A 15,066-nucleotide genomic window follows, 5' to 3' on the forward strand; every position below is an offset into this window, starting at 1 on the left:
TCAGGCGGGGCGAGCCACCGGGCGCGGGCGCAGGTCCGGCGACAGCCAGGCCTCGGCGAGCCGCAAAAGCCCGATGATCACGAAGGTGAGGACGAGGTAGAAGGCGCCGGCGCAGACGAAGACCTCCAGCGCGCGGAAGCTCTGGGCGATCAGCTTCTGGGCGATGCCGGTGATCTCCATCAGCGTGATGGTGGAGGCGAGCGAGGTCGCCTTGACCACCGAGATCACCTCGTTGCCGTAGGCCGGCAGGGCCTGGCGGGCGGCGAGCGGCAGGGTGACGCGGCGAAACAGCAGGAGCCGCGGCATGCCGCAGGCCCGCCCCGCCACCAGGGCGCCATAGGGCACCGACAGCACCGCACCCCGGAAGATCTCGGCCGTGTAGGCGCCGGTATTGAGCGCCAGTGCCAGCAGCGCGCACCAGTACGGCTCGCGGAAGAAGGTCCACAGGCCCCAGGCCTGTAGCGTCGGCCGGAACTGGCCGAGCCCGTAATAGATCAGGAAGATCTGCACGAGCAGCGGCGTACCGCGGAACACGAAGATATAGAGGCGGGCGAGCCAGTCCGCCGGGGCGACACCCGAGAGGCGGCCCCACGCCGCGAAAGCGGCCAGCACGCCGCCGAGCGCCACCGAGCCGGCGGTGAGGCTCAAGGTGAGGGGCACGCCGCCGAGCAGCGTGCGGATGGTCGATTCGAGGAACGCGACGTCGATCATCGGGTCCCCCGGCGGGCATGGGCCTCGGCCCGCGAGAAACCCCAGGTCGAGAGCGAGGTGATGGCGAGGTAGAGGGCGCCGGCCGCGAGGTAGAAGGTGAAGGGCTGGCGGGTCGAGCCGGCCCCGACCTGGGCCTGTCGCAGCAATTCGACGAGGCCCGTAACCGAGACGAGCGCCGAATCCTTGAGCAGGATCTGCCAGACGTTGCCGAGCCCGGGCAGGGCGTCGCGGGCGACCAGCGGCGCCACGACCCGGCGCAGGATCAGCCCGCGATGCATGCCGACGGCGCGCGCCGCCTCGATCTGCCCGCGGTCGAGGGCGAGATAGGCGCCGCGAAAGACCTCGGCCTGGTAGGCGCCCGAGATGATCCCGAGCGCCGCGACGCCGACTCCGAAGGCCGGCACCCCGACGAAGCCGGTGACGCCGAACAGGCCTGCGATGTTGCCCAGGGCCGCGCTGCCGCCGAAATACAAGAGGTAGATCACCAGCAGGTCGGGCACGCCGCGCAGGAGCGTGGTGTAGCCGTCGGCGGCAAGCCGCAGGGGCAGGAGGCCGGAGAGCTTGGCGCTCGCCGCCAACCCGCCGAGCACGGCGCCGAGGAGGAAGCCGCACAGGGCGAGCGCCAGCGTGGTGCCGGCGGCGAGCAGCAGCGCGCCGCCCCAGCCGCCGGGGCCGAAGCCGAGAAGGGTGAAGGCGCTCACGCGGATCCGATCCCCGTCTGGTCCCGAGCCATCAGCTCTGCGGGGTCAGGTCCGCCTTGAACCACTTGAGGGAGAGCTTCTTCAGGGTGCCGTCGGCGATCACCGAATCGATGCCCTCGTCGAGCCGCGCCTTCAGCTTCGCCTCGCCCTTGCGCAGGCCCATCGCCACGCCGCGGCCGAGGATGCCGCCGCGAAAGCGGGGACCTGCCAGCATCACCGTGCCGGCGAATTCCGGCTTCTCGGCGGTGGCCCGGAGCGGCGCGTCGTTGGCGAAGATCGCGTCGAGGCGGCCGGCGGCGAGGTCGAGGTCGTGCTGCTCGGTGGTCTTGTACTCGCGCACCTCGACGGTGCCCTTGAGGTACTTGTCCATGAAGGCGGCGTGGATGGTCGAGACCTGGACGCCGACGGTCTTGCCCTTGAGGAGCGGCTTGATCGTGTCGAGTGCCTTCTGGGCGTCGGCCTCGTTCGCCAGGCTGAACTTCTCGCCACCCAGGGGGAGCTTGGCGAGCGGCCCGTTGCGGTCGACCGCGAAGCCCGAGGAATCGCCGCTATAGGGCTTGGTGAAGTCGACCACCTTCAGCCGCGCGTCGGTGATGGTCATGCCCGACATGATGGCGTCGAACTTCTTGGCGTTGAGGCCCGGCACCACGCCGTCCCAGTCCTGGGCCACGAACTCGCATTTCAGCTTGGCGCGGGCGCAGATCTCGCGGCCGAGCTCGATCTCGTAGCCGTCGAGGGTGCCGTCGGGCTTGGTGAAGTTGTAGGGCGCGTAGGCGCCTTCGGTGGCGATTCTCACCGTCGCCGGCACCGTGTCGTCGGCCCGGGCCGTCCCGGCGGTGCCGAGGGCGAGGGACAGGACGAGGGCGAGAGCAGACCTGATTGTCATTGTGGCGTCGTTCCCGGACCTTTGAGGCGTTCCATGCTCAGCTAACCCGCAAGGCTGGCCTCAAGGCAAGCGCCTGCAACTGGGATCCTGTGACCGCCATGATGCGAGCGGCATGCCAGCGACGGTTTGCACTTACAGCAGAGCGCTGCTATGGCGCCCGTCTCGGGCAATCGGGCCCGGCGCGGGCGAGACGCCCGCCGGGAGTGGACCGATGGCCCCGAGGGCAGAGGCGCGACGACGGATCGGGTGACCGCTCCGCCCATCCCATCCGACGCCTTGCCCCGAGTGTGCCTCCGTGACCACGCTTCCCCTCGTCATACGGCCCGAGACCCCGCGCGACAACGACGCCATCGAGCGCCTGCACGAGCGCGCCTTCGGCCCCGGCCGTTATGCCCGCACCGCCTTCCGGCTGCGCGAGGGCGTGTCCCATCTGCCCGATCTCTCGTTCACGGCGCTCGTCGGCACGCTGCTGGTCGGCTCGATCCGGGTCTCGCCGGCCCGGGCGGGTTCGAGCCCGCTCCTGGTGCTCGGCCCGCTGACGGTCGATCCGGCCTTCGGCAGCCGCGGCATCGGTGCTGCGCTGATGCGCGCATCCCTGGATGCCGCCCGGGCCGGCGGCCACGGCCTCGTCATCCTGGTCGGCGACGCGCCCTATTACGCCCGGTTCGGCTTCCGGGTGCTGCCGCCGCGCAAGCTCACCCTGCCGGGCCCGGTCGATCCGGGGCGGTTCCTCGCGCTCGAGCTGCGCGAGGGAGCCTTGGCGGAAGCCGGGGGCAGCGTCGTCGGCGGGGCCTGAGGCGTCAGCCCGGATCGGCCTCGCCGCGATAGGCATCGAGCGGGATCGTCCCGCCCTTGCGGGCAACTTCACGGTCGTCGCCCTCCGGCAGGGCGCCCTCGAAGATGTCGATCCGCTTCCAGGCCGGGAACGGCTGGTGCCCGTCCGCGTCGGGCAGGTGCGGCGAGAGCGCAGTCCCCCGGCTCCGGTGGATGTAGCGGCCGCAATTGACGAAGATCGTGTCGACCGTGACCCGAACGACGTGGTCGGCGCCGGGATAGAGCGCCAGCAGGGCGGCCTCGTCGGCGAGCGTCGCGGTGCCGTGGATCCGCAGACGGTGCGGGTTCTCGAAATCGATGAAGAGCAGGCCGATGCGGGGATTCTGCCCAAGGTTGCCGAGGGTCAGGAACATGCCGTTCCCGTCGTAGCTCGGGAAAACCAGCTCGCTCGGTCCGGTGATGCGCACGAACCCGGGCGGTCCGCCCTTGTAGGACACGGTCGGCTGGCCGTTGCCGTCCACGGTGCTCAGAAAGACCATCGTGGCGCCGGCGATGAAGTCGCGCTCCGGCATCTCGAACGCGTCGTGTGCGTGCTCTTCCAGGCGGTCGGCGAGGCGGCGCGTGCCGTGCTCGTCCTGCAGACGCCGATGACTCTCGCCGAAGAAGACGCTCATCGTTTCCCCCTTTGACCTCGGCCATTCCCGACCGTTGCCCCGATTAGCACGGGGGCAGGGGAACCGTCGCACCCGCCTTTCGCCTTTACGGCTCGGCGCGACGGATCAGGGCCGGCTCCCCGTCACGGGGATGGGGAGCCGGTCTCAGGTTTTCTTAGTCCTTCATGATCTGGCCATCCGGCCCGACCTTCACTTCCTGCTCACGATCCGCCAGCGCCACCTTGATCTCGTAGGCGACGGCCTTGCCGTCGCGCTCGACCTCGGCCTCGTAGGCCTTGCCGCCGCCGGCCTGCTTCTCGGCGATCGCCAGGGCGTCCTTCAGGGAGACCTTGGCGTTGTTGAAGTCGGCGACCTTCAGGCGGGTGAAGTAGCGCTCGATCGGCTGGTTCTCGCTCTTGTAGAGTGCGCCGGTCTCGGCATTGATGCCGTGCTCGACCAGTTTGCCGTCCGGATAGACGACCTTGATCGCCCAGTGCATCGGGTTCTTGCCGTCGGCCTTCTCGAAGTCGGCGTCGATGGCGCGGCCGTTGCCGTCCTTCTGCTGGGCGGTGGTGATGGCATCGGCCAGGCTGACCTTGGCGAGCTTGGCGGCCTGCCACTCCTTCATGTCCTTCATGTCGCTTGTCGCGGCGGGGGCAGTGCCCGGCGCGGTCGGGGCGGTCGGCGCCGTGGTCTGGGCCAGCGCGAGGCCGGTGGTGAGGGCGAGGGCGCCGGCGGCGGCGAGGAAGCGGGTCAGCATCGTGGTCTCCGTGGGCGTGTGAGGCCGTCCATCCAAGGACACCGGAAACGCCGATCCGCCGACTTGGTTGCCCATTGGGCAACATGCTCTCGCAGGAGGCAGGGCCTGGATCGGAACCCACATACTCCCGTCCAGCTCTCAAGTACCGATGAAGCGCCCCGGCCAGCCGGTCGAGCCCGCGCCCGTCTCCGTGATGCTGGCGAGCGAGGAGGCGAGCGACGTCTCGGGCGCCACCGTGGCGGTGACCGGCGGCAAGCCGATGATCTGAGGCTTCGAGACGCCACTCCGGATCCTGCTCCGGAGTGGCGATGTCGCTATGGAAGAAGTGTCGGCCCTACGCGGCTGTCAGCGACACCCGGAACACCGTCCGCCCGGTCTCGTCGCGGACGTTCATGGCGAGGATCGCACCGGCGGACCGGGCCGGGTCGAGGGCGCAGGAGCGCAGGGCCTGGACGGCCTCGGCATGGGCGGCGCCGGCGTCGGTGAGCACCACGCCGATCGTGTCGCGGGCGTCCCAGGTTCCGGCATCGAGGTCGAAGAAGTAGCGGTGCACGGCGTATCCTCCCTGGTCGCTCCGGTCTTGCCGGGCCCGACGACAAGCGGCCTTAACGCAGGCTAAGCCAATCGAAGCAAAGACCGGGCCGCACCGGCGCGGCGCGCGAAACCCGCCGAATCGGCGCGGCTCTTGCGTGACCCTGGAGCGCTTCACGATCGCGTTGCAATCGCAAAGCTCTCTAGGTCTTTGATTTTGCCGCATTTTCTGCGACGAACCGGTATCCGCTTCGTCGGAAAATGCTCTAGCCCGCCGACGGGAAGGGTCTCAAGCCGTGCGCTACACTTTAGGTTGCCATCTCGCCTATGAGGTCGAGACCGAGACGGTCTTCATCTTCAACCTGGAGGTCGCCCGGCTGGCGCGCCACTGCGACCTGCGGGAGACGCTGCGCCTGACACCCGACCTGCCCATGCGCCGGCACGAAGCGCCCGAGACCGGCAACCGCTACGTCGCCGTCACGGTGCCGCCCGGATCGTTCAGCCTCGACTACGCGGCGGAGGTAACCCTCGATCCCCATCGGGCCGATCCTGCCGGCATCGCCGAGACGCCGGTGAAGGACCTGCCCCTCGACATCCTGCCCTACCTGCTGCCGAGCCGCTTCGTCTCCTCCGACCGGCTCACGCCCTTCGCCCAGGCCGAGTTCGGCGATGCGCCCCCCGGATTCGAGCGGGTGAGCCGGATCTGCAACTGGATCCACGACCACATCGCCTATGTGCGCGGCGCCAGCGACGAGGAGACCACCGCCGACGAGACGCTCTTGAAACGGGCAGGGGTGTGCCGCGATTTCGCGCATCTCGGCGCGGCCTTCTGCCGGGCGCTCGGCATCCCGGCCCGCTTCGTCAGCTGCTACGCCTACGGCCTGGTGCCGCCCGACTTCCACGCGGTGTTCGAGGCCTATCTCGGCGGCCGCTGGTGGCTGTTCGACGCGACGCGACAGGCCAATCTCGACGGGCTGGTGCGGATCGGTGTCGGGCGCGACGCGGCCGAGATCGCCTTCGCGACCCCCTTCGGCGAGATGAAGCCGACCGGCATGGAGATCCGCATCGATCGGGCCGACGGCGCGCCGGAGACCGGCGAGCGGACGGTAGCGGCGATCGCGACGGCGGACGAGGGTCCTGACGCGGGGGACGGCCCGCGCTAGGTTCTCCACCGGAGGCCTCGCATGCGCTACCGTCACGTCGTCGGACCCCGGACCTTCGTCTTTTCCGATCTCGCCGAGCTGATGGCGAAGGCGAGCCCGCCGCGCTCCGGCGACCGGCTCGCCGGCCTGGCGGCGGAAAGCGCCGAGGAAGGCGTGGCGGCGCGCTGGTGCCTCGCCGAGGTGCCTTTGTCCGAGATCCTGGCCCGGCCGCTGATTCCCTACGAAGCCGACGACGTCACCCGGCTGATCCTCGACACCCACGATGCGGCGGCCTTCGCCCGCGTCAAGCACCTGACCGTGGGCGATTTCCGCGAGTTCCTCCTCACCGCCTCGCCGGAGATCCTGGCGGCGATCGCCCCCGGGGTGACGCCGGAGATCGCCGCCGCGGTGTCGAAGATCATGCGCAACCAGGACCTGATCCTGGTCGCCCGCAAGGCCCGGGTGGTCACGCGCCTGCGCAACACGATCGGGCTGCCCGGCACGCTGGCGGTGCGGCTCCAGCCCAACCACCCGAGCGACGATCCCGCAGGCATCACCGCCTCGATCCTCGACGGGCTCGCTTACGGCTGCGGCGATGCCTGCATCGGCATCAATCCGGTCTCGGATTCGGTGCAGGGGCTGACCGGCCTACTGCATCTTCTGGCCGAGCTGATCGAGCGCTTCGACATCCCCACGCAAGGCTGCGTCCTCACCCACGTCACCACGACTCTGGAGGCGATGAATCGCGGCGTGCCGGTCGATCTCGTGTTCCAGTCGATCGCGGGGACGCAAGCCGCCAACGCCTCGTTCGGCGTCACGCTCCCGCTGCTGAAGGAGGCGCACGAGGCGGCCCTGGCGCAGAGGCGCGGGACGGTCGGCGACAACGTGATGTATTTCGAGACCGGGCAGGGCTCGGCCCTGTCGGCCGAGGCCCATCACGGCATCGACCAGCAGACCCTGGAGGCCCGGGCCTACGCGGTGGCCCGCGCCTTCCGGCCGCTCCTCGTCAACACGGTGGTGGGCTTCATCGGCCCGGAATACCTCTACGACGGCAAGGAGATCATCCGGGCCGGGCTGGAGGATCATTTCTGCGGCAAGCTGATGGGCGTGCCGCTCGGGGTCGACGTCTGCTACACCAACCACGCCGAGGCCGACCAGGACGACATGGACACGCTGCTGACGCTGCTGGGTGCGGCCGGCGTGACCTACGTCATGGGCGTGCCGGGCGCCGACGACGTGATGCTGAACTACCAATCGACCTCGTTCCACGACCAGCTCTACCTGCGCGAGGTGATGGGGCTCGGGCGGGCGCCCGAATTCGCGGACTGGCTCGCCCGGATGGGGCTGGCCGAGGCCGACGGGGCGTTGCGGCCCGGCGGCGGCGCGCCGCTCCTCGCCGCGGCACCGGGGCTCGCGGCGTGAGCCGGGACGACGATCCGGCCGCGATCTGGCAGCGCCTCGCCGCCCTCACCCCGGCCCGCATCGCGCTCGGCCGCGCCGGTTCCGGCCTGCCGACCCGGGAGGTGCTGCGCTTCGGCCTCGCCCATGCCCAGGCCCGCGACGCGGTGCACACGCCCCTCGATGCGGACGGCGTGCGGGCCGGGATCGCCGCCCTCGGCTTCGAGACCCTGGCGGCGGCTTCGGCGGCACCGGACCGGGCGACCTACCTGCGCCGGCCCGATCTCGGGCGCCGGCTCGACGCGGCCTCCGCGCAGGCGCTCGCCGCGGCCGCCGGCGATCCGGTCGATCTCGCGCTCGTGGTGGCGGACGGACTCTCGGCTCGCGCCGTCCACGAGGGCGCGGTGCCGTTTCTCGACGCGTTGAAGCCGGCGCTCGCCGGGTCCGGCTGGCGCGTCGCACCGGTGGTGGTGGCGACGCAGAGCCGCGTGGCGCTGGGCGACGCGGTCGGGGCGCTGCTCCGGGCCCGCGCCGTCGCGGTGCTGATCGGCGAGAGGCCCGGCCTGTCCTCGCCCGACAGCCTCGGGATCTACCTCACCTTCGATCCGCGGCCCGGCCGCACCGATGCCGAGCGCAACTGCCTGTCGAACGTGCGGGCGGCGGGGCTCAAGCCCGACCTGGCGGCGTTCAAGCTGCACTGGCTGATCGACCAGGCGCTGAGCCGGCGGCTGACCGGCGTGGCGCTGAAGGACGAGAGCGACCGGCTGCTGGCGGGACCCGGGGAGAGGCCGATCGACGCTGCGCGCCCGAACCCTCCCCCCTCTGCGGGGGAGGGTACCCCACGGAGCGGGGCGGGAGAGGGGACGCCGCTTCCGGAGAGGTCGCGACTGTGATGAAGGGCGCCACCTGGAACAGCGTCGCGCTGCCCCTCTCCCGGCTCACTGCGTTCGCCACCCTCCCCCGCAGAGGGGGGAGGGTTGGAGCGTACGCTCGATCCCGAGACGAAGCTAGAAGAACGACCGGACCAGCCCGCTCACCAGCAAGTTCCATCCGTCGATCAAGATGAAGAACAACACCTTGAACGGCAGCGAGATCACCGTCGGCGGCAGCATCATCATGCCCATCGACATCACGATCGTCGAGACGATCATGTCGATGACGAGGAAGGGCAGGGCGATCAGGAACCCGATCTCGAAGCCGCGGCGCAGCTCGGAGATCATGAAGGCTGGGATCAGGATGCGCAGGTCGATCTTCTCGCCGTCCTGTGCCTTCGGGAAGGTGCGGCTGGCGAGATCCTGGAAGGTCTGGAGGTCCTTCGGCCGCACCTGGGCCGACATGAACTCGCGGAACGGGTCGGTGATGCGGGTGAAGGCCTCCTCCTCGGTGATCCGGTTCTCCTGAAGCGGGCGCACGCCCTCGTTCCAGGCCCGGTCGAAGGTCGGCGCCATGACGTAGAAGGTCATGAACAGCGACAGGCTGACGAGGAACAGGTTGGCCGGCGTGCTCTGGAGGCCGAGGCCCGAGCGCAGGAACGAGAAGGCGACGGCAAAGCGCGTGAAGCTCGTCACCATCACGAGCAGCCCCGGCGCCAGCGACAGCACCGTGAGCAGCGCCACCATTTGCAGGATGCGCCCGCTCGCCGCGCCGTTGCCCGGCGGCAGCAGCGCGTCGAGGCCCGGGATGCCGGTGACGCTGCCCGCGGCGCCGCCTGCGCCCTGCGCCAGGGCGGCCCCGGCGGGCAGGAGCACGAGGGCGACGACCCCGAGAACGACCTTGAGACGCCGGCTCACGCGAACACCCTTCATTGCACCACCAGCGCCTCGACGATCAGCTCGCGGATCGCCCCCTTGGTGCGCAACGCGACGCGCTCGTTGAGGTCCTCGCGCAGGTGTTGGAGGCCGCTCGCCCCCTCGATCTGCGCCGTCGAGAGCGTGCGCAGGTAGGCGACGATGTCGGCCTTGATCTCCGCCACCGTGATGTCGGGGGTGGGCAGGCTGCCGGTCTTGAACACCACCGAGGATTCGAGCCGGATCCAGGAATCGGCCGGCTCGGCGAGGTTCGTCACCACCGAGCCGACGCTGCGCAGGGTGAGGTCGCCGGAATAGTTCAGGACCTTGGTGGCCTTCTCGTGCTCCTGGGCCTCGCGGGTCTTCTGGTCGACCGCCTTCTCGACGCTCGTCATCAGGTACAGGCCGAGACCCGCGCCGGTGCCGATCGCCACCAGGGTGCAGAGGGCGAGGGCGCCGATCCAGGCCTTTCCGCCGCCCTTCTTCTCGTCCTTCTTGTCCGCCATCGCGGGTCCCCCGGGTTCAAGGCCGTCAGAACGGCGCGACGGTCTCGAAGATCTGCTGGCCGAGGGTCGGCCCCTGCACGTCGGTCAGGCGGCCGCGGCCACCGTAGGAGACCCGGGCCTCGGCGATCTTGTCGTAGTCGATGGTGTTCTTGCGCGAGATGTCGCGCGGCCGCACGATGCCGGCGACGTTGAGCACGCGCACCTCGTTGTTGACCCGGATCTCCTGCGAGCCGCTGATCAGGAGGTTGCCGTTCGGCAGCACCTCGGTGATCACCGCGGCCACCGACAGGCTCAGGTTCTCCTTGCGGTCGATGGTGCCCTGGCCCTTGGTCTCGGTGCCCGAGCGGATGCCGGTATCGGCGGTGGCCGAATCCTTCAGGCCCGAGACGCCGTAGCCGAAATCGAAGCCGAGGCTCGATTTCTGGCTGCGCGAGCGGTCGCTCGCATTGTCGAACTGCGCCTTGTCGTTGATCAGGATGCTGACCGTCAGCACGTCGCCGATGTTGCGGGCGCGGGGATCCTGAAACAGGTCGGCGCTCGCCGGCGTCCAGGTCGAGTGATAGCTGTGCCGGCTCTGGAGCGAACCGAAGGTCGAGGGCAGGGCCTCGCGCGGGGCGGAAAGCCCGGTGCCGATCGGCGTCAGGACCGGCGGACGGCCGAACTCGTCGAGCTTGCTCTGGCAGCCGGCCAGCGCCAGGCCGGCGGCCGCCAGGGGAAGCAGTCGGAGCGTCAGGAGGCGGCCGGAGGAAGCGAAATGGGTCATCACGATTTCTCGTTGTCCTTGCGGCGGCCGGCCTCGGCCATCTTGCGGGCGAGCGACGCGGCGCGGGACGCCTCCATCTCGGCGAGCACCGCGCTCGCCGTGCGGGCGTTGAGCTTCACCAGGATCGCCGCGGCGTTGTCCTCGGGCATGTTGGTGAGCTGGAGCGCCGCCGCGTCGGCGCGCATCTTGGCGTAGACCGCGACCACGCTCTCGTCGGCCTTAGCCAGGAATTCCTTGCGGCGCTGGACCACCGCCTCGTACTCGGCGCGCTTCTCCTCGAGGCGGCGGATGCGCTCCTCGACCTGCTTCTCGAGCGCGGCGAGCTGATCCTTCTGCCAGGCGAAGCGGGCATCGGCCGCCGCATCCGCGATGGTGGCGCAGTAGCCGGTCTTGGCCGGGTCCTTGGCCGCCCCGGCGGCGAAGTCCTGCGCCGTCGGCTCCTTGGGCGCGTCGCGGGCGGCGATGGCCCGCATCGCCGCATCCTTGGCCGGGTCGCTCGCCGCCCCGCCATGACCGTCGCCGGCGGCGAGCGCCGGACCGGCCAGCGCCAGCAGGAGGGCGGTGAGGAGGATCCGGGTCATTGGACGACGAGCTCCGCCTGGAGGGCGCCGGCGGTCTTCACCGCCTGGAGGATCGCGATGATGTCGGTGGGCTTCAGCCCCACCTGGTTGAGGCCGCGCACCAGGGTCTGGAGGTCGGAGCCGCCGAGCACCGCGAGCCGGCCCTGCTCCTCGCGGGCCGCCACCTCGGTGCGCGGCACCACCGTGGTCTGGCCGTTGGAGAAGGGCGCGGGCTGCGACACTTCCGGCGTCTCGGTGACCCGCACCGTGAGGTTGCCGTGGGTGACCGCCACCGTGGAGATCTGGACGTTGCGGCCGATCACCACCGTGCCGGTGCGCTGGTCGACCACGACCCGGGCCGGCACGTCGGGCTGGATCGTCAGGTCGCCGATCTCGGCGACGAGGCGCGGCAGGATCATGTCGCGGGGGCGCTGGAGCACCACCGAGCGCTGGTCGCGCGGGCTGGCGATGCGGTGGCGGAAGCGGCCCATCGCGTAGGTGTTGATGGCGTCGGCCACCATCGTGGCGGTCTTGAAGTCGGGGTTCTTCAGCTCGAAGATCAGCTCGGGCAGATCGCGGAACGCACCCGGCACCTCGCGCTCGATGAGCGCGCCGTTGGGGATGCGGCCGGCGGTCGGCACGCCCTGCGTCAGCTGCTCGGCTTGCCCTTGAGCCGAGAAGCCCGAGACCGCGAGCGGGCCTTGCGCCGCCGCATAGACGTTGCCGTCGCCGCCCGACAGGGGGGTCATCAGCAGGGTGCCGCCGCGCAACGAGGTCGCGTCGCCCAGCGAGGTCACCGTGACGTCGATGCGCGAGCCGGCGCCGACGTAGGGCGGCAGGTCGGCGGTCACCATCACGGCGGCGACGTTGCGGGTGCGCAGCCGCGCGTCGCGCACGTTGATGCCCATCCGGTCGAGCATCGATTGCAGCGACTGCTCGGTGAACTGGGCGTTGCGCAGGGTGTCGCCGGTGCCCTGGAGGCCGGTGACGAGGCCGTAGCCGACGATCTGGTTGTCGCGCACGCCCTTGAGGCTGGCGACGTCCTTGATCCGGGCGTAGCCGCCGCTGGCGATGACCGGCGCGGCGGCGCGGGTGGGCAGGACCGGCACCAGGGCCACGGCCAACGCGAGGGCGATGCGGAACGGGGCCCGCATCAGAAACCGCCGATCTTGATGCGGCCGTCGGCCATCACCGTGCCGAGCACGATGCGGTTGGTGTCGGTGTTGCGCACCCGGATGGTCTCGCCGAGGCCGCCATTCTGCAGCGGCGCCCCGACCGCCGTGATGACGAGGCCGTTCTCCTCGAAGATCATCTGGGTCGGCGTGCCCCGGCTCACGAGGCGGGGATCGTCGACGGCGTTGACCGGCACCGGCTCGCCCGGCAGCAGCATCCGGCGGGCGGTGCGCCCGACGATGGCCATCGGCGCGTCGATCACCGCGGCCCGGGCCCGGTAGGTCGTCGGGTAGGCCTGGAGCCGCAGCATCGTCTCCTTGATCGTGTCGCCCGGATAGATCGTCACGGTCGGCACCGGCAGCATCATCTCGGTGAGGGCCGAGGGCGCGTCGGCGGGTGACGACGGGACTGGCGCGGCCACGCCGAGGGCGGCCGGAAGACACAGGCCGACCAGGGCCGGGAGGACCAGCGCCAGGAGGAGACGGGAGTGCCGGAGGAGGGAACGCATGGGGGTGTCGCGCCGGGAGGAGGGGCGCCGCCGGGTCCGGCGGCGTGGCAGTCTCACCGAAAGATCGGCTTACCGGATGCCCTTGGAGATCGTGCCCGCCATCTCGTCGACGGCCTGGATCACCTTGGAGTTCATCTCGAACGAGCGCTGGGCGGTGATCAGGCTGGTGATCTCCTTCACCGGATCGACGTTCGAGCCTTCGAGGTAGCCCTGCTGGAGCTTGCCGTAGCTGGCATCGCCCGGGTTGCCGATCACCGCCGCGCCCGAGGCCGGGGTCTCGCGGTAGAGGCCGTTGCCGAGCGGCTCGAGACCCGACTCGTTGGCGAAGTTGGCGATGGTGATCGTGCCGATATTCTGTTGCGCCACCTGGCCGTCGATCTTGGCGTAGACCTGGCCCGACTGGTTGATGGTGATCTCGGTCGCGGTCGGCGGGATCAGGATCGCCGGATCGACCGTATAGCCTTCGAGCGTGACGAGCTGGCCGGTGGCGTTCTTGTTGAAGGCGCCGGCGCGGGTGTAATTGATCTCGCCGCTCGGGCTCGTGATCTGGAAGTAGCCGCGGCCATTGATGGCGAGATCGAGCTGGTTGGCCGTATTGGTGAGCTGGCCCTGGCGGTGCAGGTTGCGGATCGCCGCGGCGCGCACGCCCAGCCCGAGCATCGCGCCCTCGGGGACCGCCTCCTGGCCGGACTGGTTGGGCACGCCCTGCTGCCGCTCGGCCTGGTAGAGCAGGTCGGTGAACTCGGCCCGCGCCCCCTTGAACCCGGTGGTGTTCAGGTTGGCGATGTTGTTGGCGATGACTTCGAGGTTGAGCTGCTGGGCGGACATGCCCGTGGCGGCGACGGCGAGCGCTCTCATCTGCGTAAGGTCCTCAGATCGCCATGCGGCTCAGTTCGAGATAGGCGGACACGACCTTGTCGCGGATGGCGACGGCGGTCTGCAGGCTCTGCTCGGCGGACATCACCGCCTCGACGACCTGCTGGGTCGAGACCTTGCCCTGGATGCCGGCGATGGAGGCGGCCTCGCCGGCGCGCAGGTCGTTGCGCACGCCGCTCGCGAAGCTCGCCATGATCTGCCCGAAATCGGCCGGCGCGGCACCGTCGGCACCCGGCATCGCGGCGCCGGACATCGGGGGCAGCGCGGCGCGCTGGACGGAGGCCGCCGCCTCGGGCCGGGCGGAAGCGGCGGCCCGGTCGAAGGCCGAGAGGGTGAGGGCCTCGATCATCGGATGCTCATGTCCTCAGGAGGTCGATCACGCTGGCCACCATCGCGCGGGCCTGCTTGATCACCTGCAGATTGGCTTCGTAGGAGCGGTTGGCCTCGCGCATGTCGGCCATCTCGATCAGGGCGTTCACGTTCGGCAGCTTGACGTTGCCGTTCTGGTCCGCCGCCGGGTTGCTCGGGTCGTGCTCGACCCGGAACGGGGTGTCGTCGGTGTCGATGTCGCGCACACGCACCGAGGCGGCACCGATCGCGCGATCGAGCTCGGCCTTGAAGGTCACGGTCTTGCGCGCATAGGGGTCGGCCCCCGGCGCGTTGCCCGTCGACTGGGCGTTGGCGAGGTTCTCCGACACCACCCGCATGCGCAGAGACTGGGCTTCAAGGCCCGCGCTCGCGAGACGGGAGGCGGCCAGCAGGGGGTCGATCACGATCCGCCCCTCACGGCCAGTTTCAGCATGCGGTCGAAGCTGCGCACCACCCCGATATCGAGGTTGTGCTGGCGCGACACGTCGCTCGCCTTCAGCATCTCCTGCTCCAGGCTGACGCTGCTGGAGGTCTCGAGCACGTCCCAGCCGGACTTGTCGGTCCGCACCGGCACGCCGAGGCCGGGGGCGTGGAGATGGGCCTGCGCTGTCGTCGCCATGTCGCCGCCGGTTCCGGCGAGAACCTGGGCGAAGGGCACGGTGTCCCGGGCCTTGTAGCCCTGGGTGTTGGCATTGGCCACGTTGCCGGCGATCGTCGACTGGCGCACCGACAGGTAGTTGCCGTGCAGCGAGGCGAGCTCGAACAGGTAGATCCCCGTCACGCGAACCCCTCCATGTCCGTCACTCCTTACCTTGTGCCGAAACGACCCGACGCCCGGGCCCTGCCGCGTAACGGAGGGTTTAGAAGCGCTACCTTGCCCGAGGCTGGCGCAAGCTTGCGGGGCTCGCGGGAGGGTCGCCCGGTGGGGATGCGCACGCAGCAGGCATCCCCGCGCCTTGACAGGGACG

Annotated in this window: 20 protein-coding genes and 1 pseudogene; 5 read left to right on the forward strand and 16 right to left on the reverse strand. The window is 70.2% G+C overall.

Annotated features, from left to right (window positions below):
- The 3 genes from AC3AOF_RS31030 to AC3AOF_RS31040 are packed head-to-tail and all read right to left on the reverse strand — an operon-like array spanning position 1 to position 2,298.
- Entirely contained in the window at positions 1-711 is a 711-nt protein-coding gene (locus AC3AOF_RS31030; protein ID WP_236992955.1) for an ABC transporter permease, read from the reverse strand.
- Complete coding sequence (locus AC3AOF_RS31035) at positions 708-1,412, reverse strand: ABC transporter permease (protein WP_236992954.1); 705 nt, start codon at positions 1,410-1,412, stop codon at positions 708-710. Before AC3AOF_RS31035 ends, AC3AOF_RS31030 begins: the two co-directional genes overlap by 4 nt.
- A gap of 31 nt (positions 1,413-1,443) precedes the next feature.
- Positions 1,444-2,298, reverse strand: a complete 855-nt coding sequence (locus tag AC3AOF_RS31040; protein ID WP_488349369.1) for a transporter substrate-binding domain-containing protein — start codon at positions 2,296-2,298, stop codon at positions 1,444-1,446.
- Between the two features lie 295 nt (positions 2,299-2,593).
- Here AC3AOF_RS31040 and AC3AOF_RS31045 point away from each other — a divergent pair, with 295 nt between their 5' ends.
- Entirely contained in the window at positions 2,594-3,094 is a 501-nt protein-coding gene (locus tag AC3AOF_RS31045; protein ID WP_236992952.1) for a GNAT family N-acetyltransferase, read from the forward strand.
- Between the two features lie 4 nt (positions 3,095-3,098).
- Here the strand turns inward: AC3AOF_RS31045 and AC3AOF_RS31050 are convergent, their stop codons facing one another.
- Positions 3,099-3,746, reverse strand: coding sequence for a pyridoxamine 5'-phosphate oxidase family protein (locus AC3AOF_RS31050; protein ID WP_488349370.1), 648 nt, complete (start codon positions 3,744-3,746; stop codon positions 3,099-3,101).
- Between the two features lie 154 nt (positions 3,747-3,900).
- A complete protein-coding gene (locus AC3AOF_RS31055) occupies positions 3,901-4,485 on the reverse strand; it encodes a PepSY domain-containing protein (protein WP_488349371.1) in 585 nt (194 codons plus the stop codon).
- A 136-nt stretch (positions 4,486-4,621) separates the two neighbouring features.
- Here AC3AOF_RS31055 and AC3AOF_RS31060 point away from each other — a divergent pair.
- Positions 4,622-4,753 (forward strand): annotated as a pseudogene (locus AC3AOF_RS31060) (NAD(P)-dependent oxidoreductase); the annotation flags it as partial.
- Between the two features lie 66 nt (positions 4,754-4,819).
- Here AC3AOF_RS31060 and AC3AOF_RS31065 read toward each other — a convergent pair.
- A complete protein-coding gene (locus AC3AOF_RS31065; protein ID WP_236993535.1) occupies positions 4,820-5,038 on the reverse strand; it encodes a DUF6894 family protein in 219 nt (72 codons plus the stop codon).
- A 274-nt stretch (positions 5,039-5,312) separates the two neighbouring features.
- On the opposite strand from AC3AOF_RS31065, the gene AC3AOF_RS31070 reads away from it, so the two are divergent.
- The 3 genes from AC3AOF_RS31070 to eutC are packed head-to-tail and all read left to right on the forward strand — an operon-like array spanning position 5,313 to position 8,449.
- A complete protein-coding gene (locus AC3AOF_RS31070; RefSeq protein ID WP_488349372.1) occupies positions 5,313-6,179 on the forward strand; it encodes a transglutaminase-like domain-containing protein in 867 nt (288 codons plus the stop codon).
- Positions 6,180-6,200: 21 nt separating this feature from the next.
- A complete protein-coding gene (locus AC3AOF_RS31075) occupies positions 6,201-7,580 on the forward strand; it encodes an ethanolamine ammonia-lyase subunit EutB (protein ID WP_488349373.1) in 1,380 nt (459 codons plus the stop codon).
- Entirely contained in the window at positions 7,577-8,449 is an 873-nt protein-coding gene (gene eutC, locus AC3AOF_RS31080) for an ethanolamine ammonia-lyase subunit EutC (RefSeq protein ID WP_488349374.1), read from the forward strand. The genes AC3AOF_RS31075 and eutC overlap by 4 nt, the downstream gene beginning before the upstream one ends.
- Positions 8,450-8,563: 114 nt before the next feature.
- Here eutC and fliP read toward each other — a convergent pair whose 3' ends face one another.
- The 10 genes from fliP to AC3AOF_RS31130 form a co-directional block, all read right to left on the reverse strand.
- Positions 8,564-9,346: a flagellar type III secretion system pore protein FliP gene (gene fliP / locus AC3AOF_RS31085; protein ID WP_488349375.1), complete on the reverse strand. Its 783-nt coding sequence runs from the start codon at positions 9,344-9,346 to the stop codon at positions 8,564-8,566.
- Positions 9,347-9,357: 11 nt separating this feature from the next.
- The gene (locus AC3AOF_RS31090) at positions 9,358-9,849 is read right to left on the reverse strand and encodes a flagellar basal body-associated FliL family protein (RefSeq protein ID WP_236993504.1); all 492 of its coding nucleotides are present in this window, start codon (positions 9,847-9,849) and stop codon (positions 9,358-9,360) included.
- 25 nt (positions 9,850-9,874) lie between these two features.
- A complete protein-coding gene (flgH, locus tag AC3AOF_RS31095) occupies positions 9,875-10,612 on the reverse strand; it encodes a flagellar basal body L-ring protein FlgH (protein WP_236993503.1) in 738 nt (245 codons plus the stop codon).
- Positions 10,612-11,193, reverse strand: a complete 582-nt coding sequence (locus tag AC3AOF_RS31100) for a MotE family protein (RefSeq protein ID WP_236993502.1) — start codon at positions 11,191-11,193, stop codon at positions 10,612-10,614. The genes flgH and AC3AOF_RS31100 overlap by 1 nt, the downstream gene beginning before the upstream one ends.
- Entirely contained in the window at positions 11,190-12,326 is a 1,137-nt protein-coding gene (flgI, locus tag AC3AOF_RS31105) for a flagellar basal body P-ring protein FlgI (RefSeq protein WP_236993501.1), read from the reverse strand. Before flgI ends, AC3AOF_RS31100 begins: the two co-directional genes overlap by 4 nt.
- A complete protein-coding gene (flgA, locus tag AC3AOF_RS31110; protein ID WP_442919396.1) occupies positions 12,326-12,853 on the reverse strand; it encodes a flagellar basal body P-ring formation chaperone FlgA in 528 nt (175 codons plus the stop codon). Before flgA ends, flgI begins: the two co-directional genes overlap by 1 nt.
- Positions 12,854-12,922: 69 nt before the next feature.
- Positions 12,923-13,711 (reverse strand): flagellar basal-body rod protein FlgG, encoded by a 789-nt coding sequence (gene flgG, locus AC3AOF_RS31115; protein ID WP_236993500.1) that lies wholly within the window; start codon positions 13,709-13,711, stop codon positions 12,923-12,925.
- A 13-nt stretch (positions 13,712-13,724) separates the two neighbouring features.
- Entirely contained in the window at positions 13,725-14,078 is a 354-nt protein-coding gene (fliE, locus tag AC3AOF_RS31120; protein ID WP_236993499.1) for a flagellar hook-basal body complex protein FliE, read from the reverse strand.
- Positions 14,079-14,085: 7 nt separating this feature from the next.
- The gene (gene flgC / locus AC3AOF_RS31125) at positions 14,086-14,502 is read right to left on the reverse strand and encodes a flagellar basal body rod protein FlgC (RefSeq protein ID WP_488349376.1); all 417 of its coding nucleotides are present in this window, start codon (positions 14,500-14,502) and stop codon (positions 14,086-14,088) included.
- The gene (locus AC3AOF_RS31130; RefSeq protein WP_488349377.1) at positions 14,499-14,879 is read right to left on the reverse strand and encodes a flagellar basal body protein; all 381 of its coding nucleotides are present in this window, start codon (positions 14,877-14,879) and stop codon (positions 14,499-14,501) included. The genes flgC and AC3AOF_RS31130 overlap by 4 nt, the downstream gene beginning before the upstream one ends.
- Positions 14,880-15,066 lie beyond the last annotated feature (187 nt).

The organism is Methylobacterium sp. 142-1Y (genome assembly GCF_057747795.1).

Excerpts from the sequence above, each read along its gene's own strand:
- AC3AOF_RS31030 (WP_236992955.1), bottom strand. The coding sequence starts at position 711 with ATGATCGACGTCGCGTTCCTCGAATCGACCATCCGCACGCTGCTCGGC.
- AC3AOF_RS31040 (WP_488349369.1), bottom strand. The coding sequence starts at position 2,298 with ATGACAATCAGGTCTGCTCTCGCCCTCGTCCTGTCCCTCGCCCTCGGC.
- AC3AOF_RS31050 (WP_488349370.1), bottom strand. The coding sequence starts at position 3,746 with ATGAGCGTCTTCTTCGGCGAGAGTCATCGGCGTCTGCAGGACGAGCAC.
- AC3AOF_RS31055 (WP_488349371.1), bottom strand. The coding sequence starts at position 4,485 with ATGCTGACCCGCTTCCTCGCCGCCGCCGGCGCCCTCGCCCTCACCACC.
- AC3AOF_RS31075 (WP_488349373.1), top strand. The coding sequence starts at position 6,201 with ATGCGCTACCGTCACGTCGTCGGACCCCGGACCTTCGTCTTTTCCGAT.
- AC3AOF_RS31090 (WP_236993504.1), bottom strand. The coding sequence starts at position 9,849 with ATGGCGGACAAGAAGGACGAGAAGAAGGGCGGCGGAAAGGCCTGGATC.
- flgH (WP_236993503.1), bottom strand. The coding sequence starts at position 10,612 with ATGACCCATTTCGCTTCCTCCGGCCGCCTCCTGACGCTCCGACTGCTT.
- AC3AOF_RS31100 (WP_236993502.1), bottom strand. The coding sequence starts at position 11,193 with ATGACCCGGATCCTCCTCACCGCCCTCCTGCTGGCGCTGGCCGGTCCG.
- flgI (WP_236993501.1), bottom strand. The coding sequence starts at position 12,326 with ATGCGGGCCCCGTTCCGCATCGCCCTCGCGTTGGCCGTGGCCCTGGTG.
- flgA (WP_442919396.1), bottom strand. The coding sequence starts at position 12,853 with ATGCGTTCCCTCCTCCGGCACTCCCGTCTCCTCCTGGCGCTGGTCCTC.
- flgG (WP_236993500.1), bottom strand. The coding sequence starts at position 13,711 with ATGAGAGCGCTCGCCGTCGCCGCCACGGGCATGTCCGCCCAGCAGCTC.
- fliE (WP_236993499.1), bottom strand. The coding sequence starts at position 14,078 with ATGATCGAGGCCCTCACCCTCTCGGCCTTCGACCGGGCCGCCGCTTCC.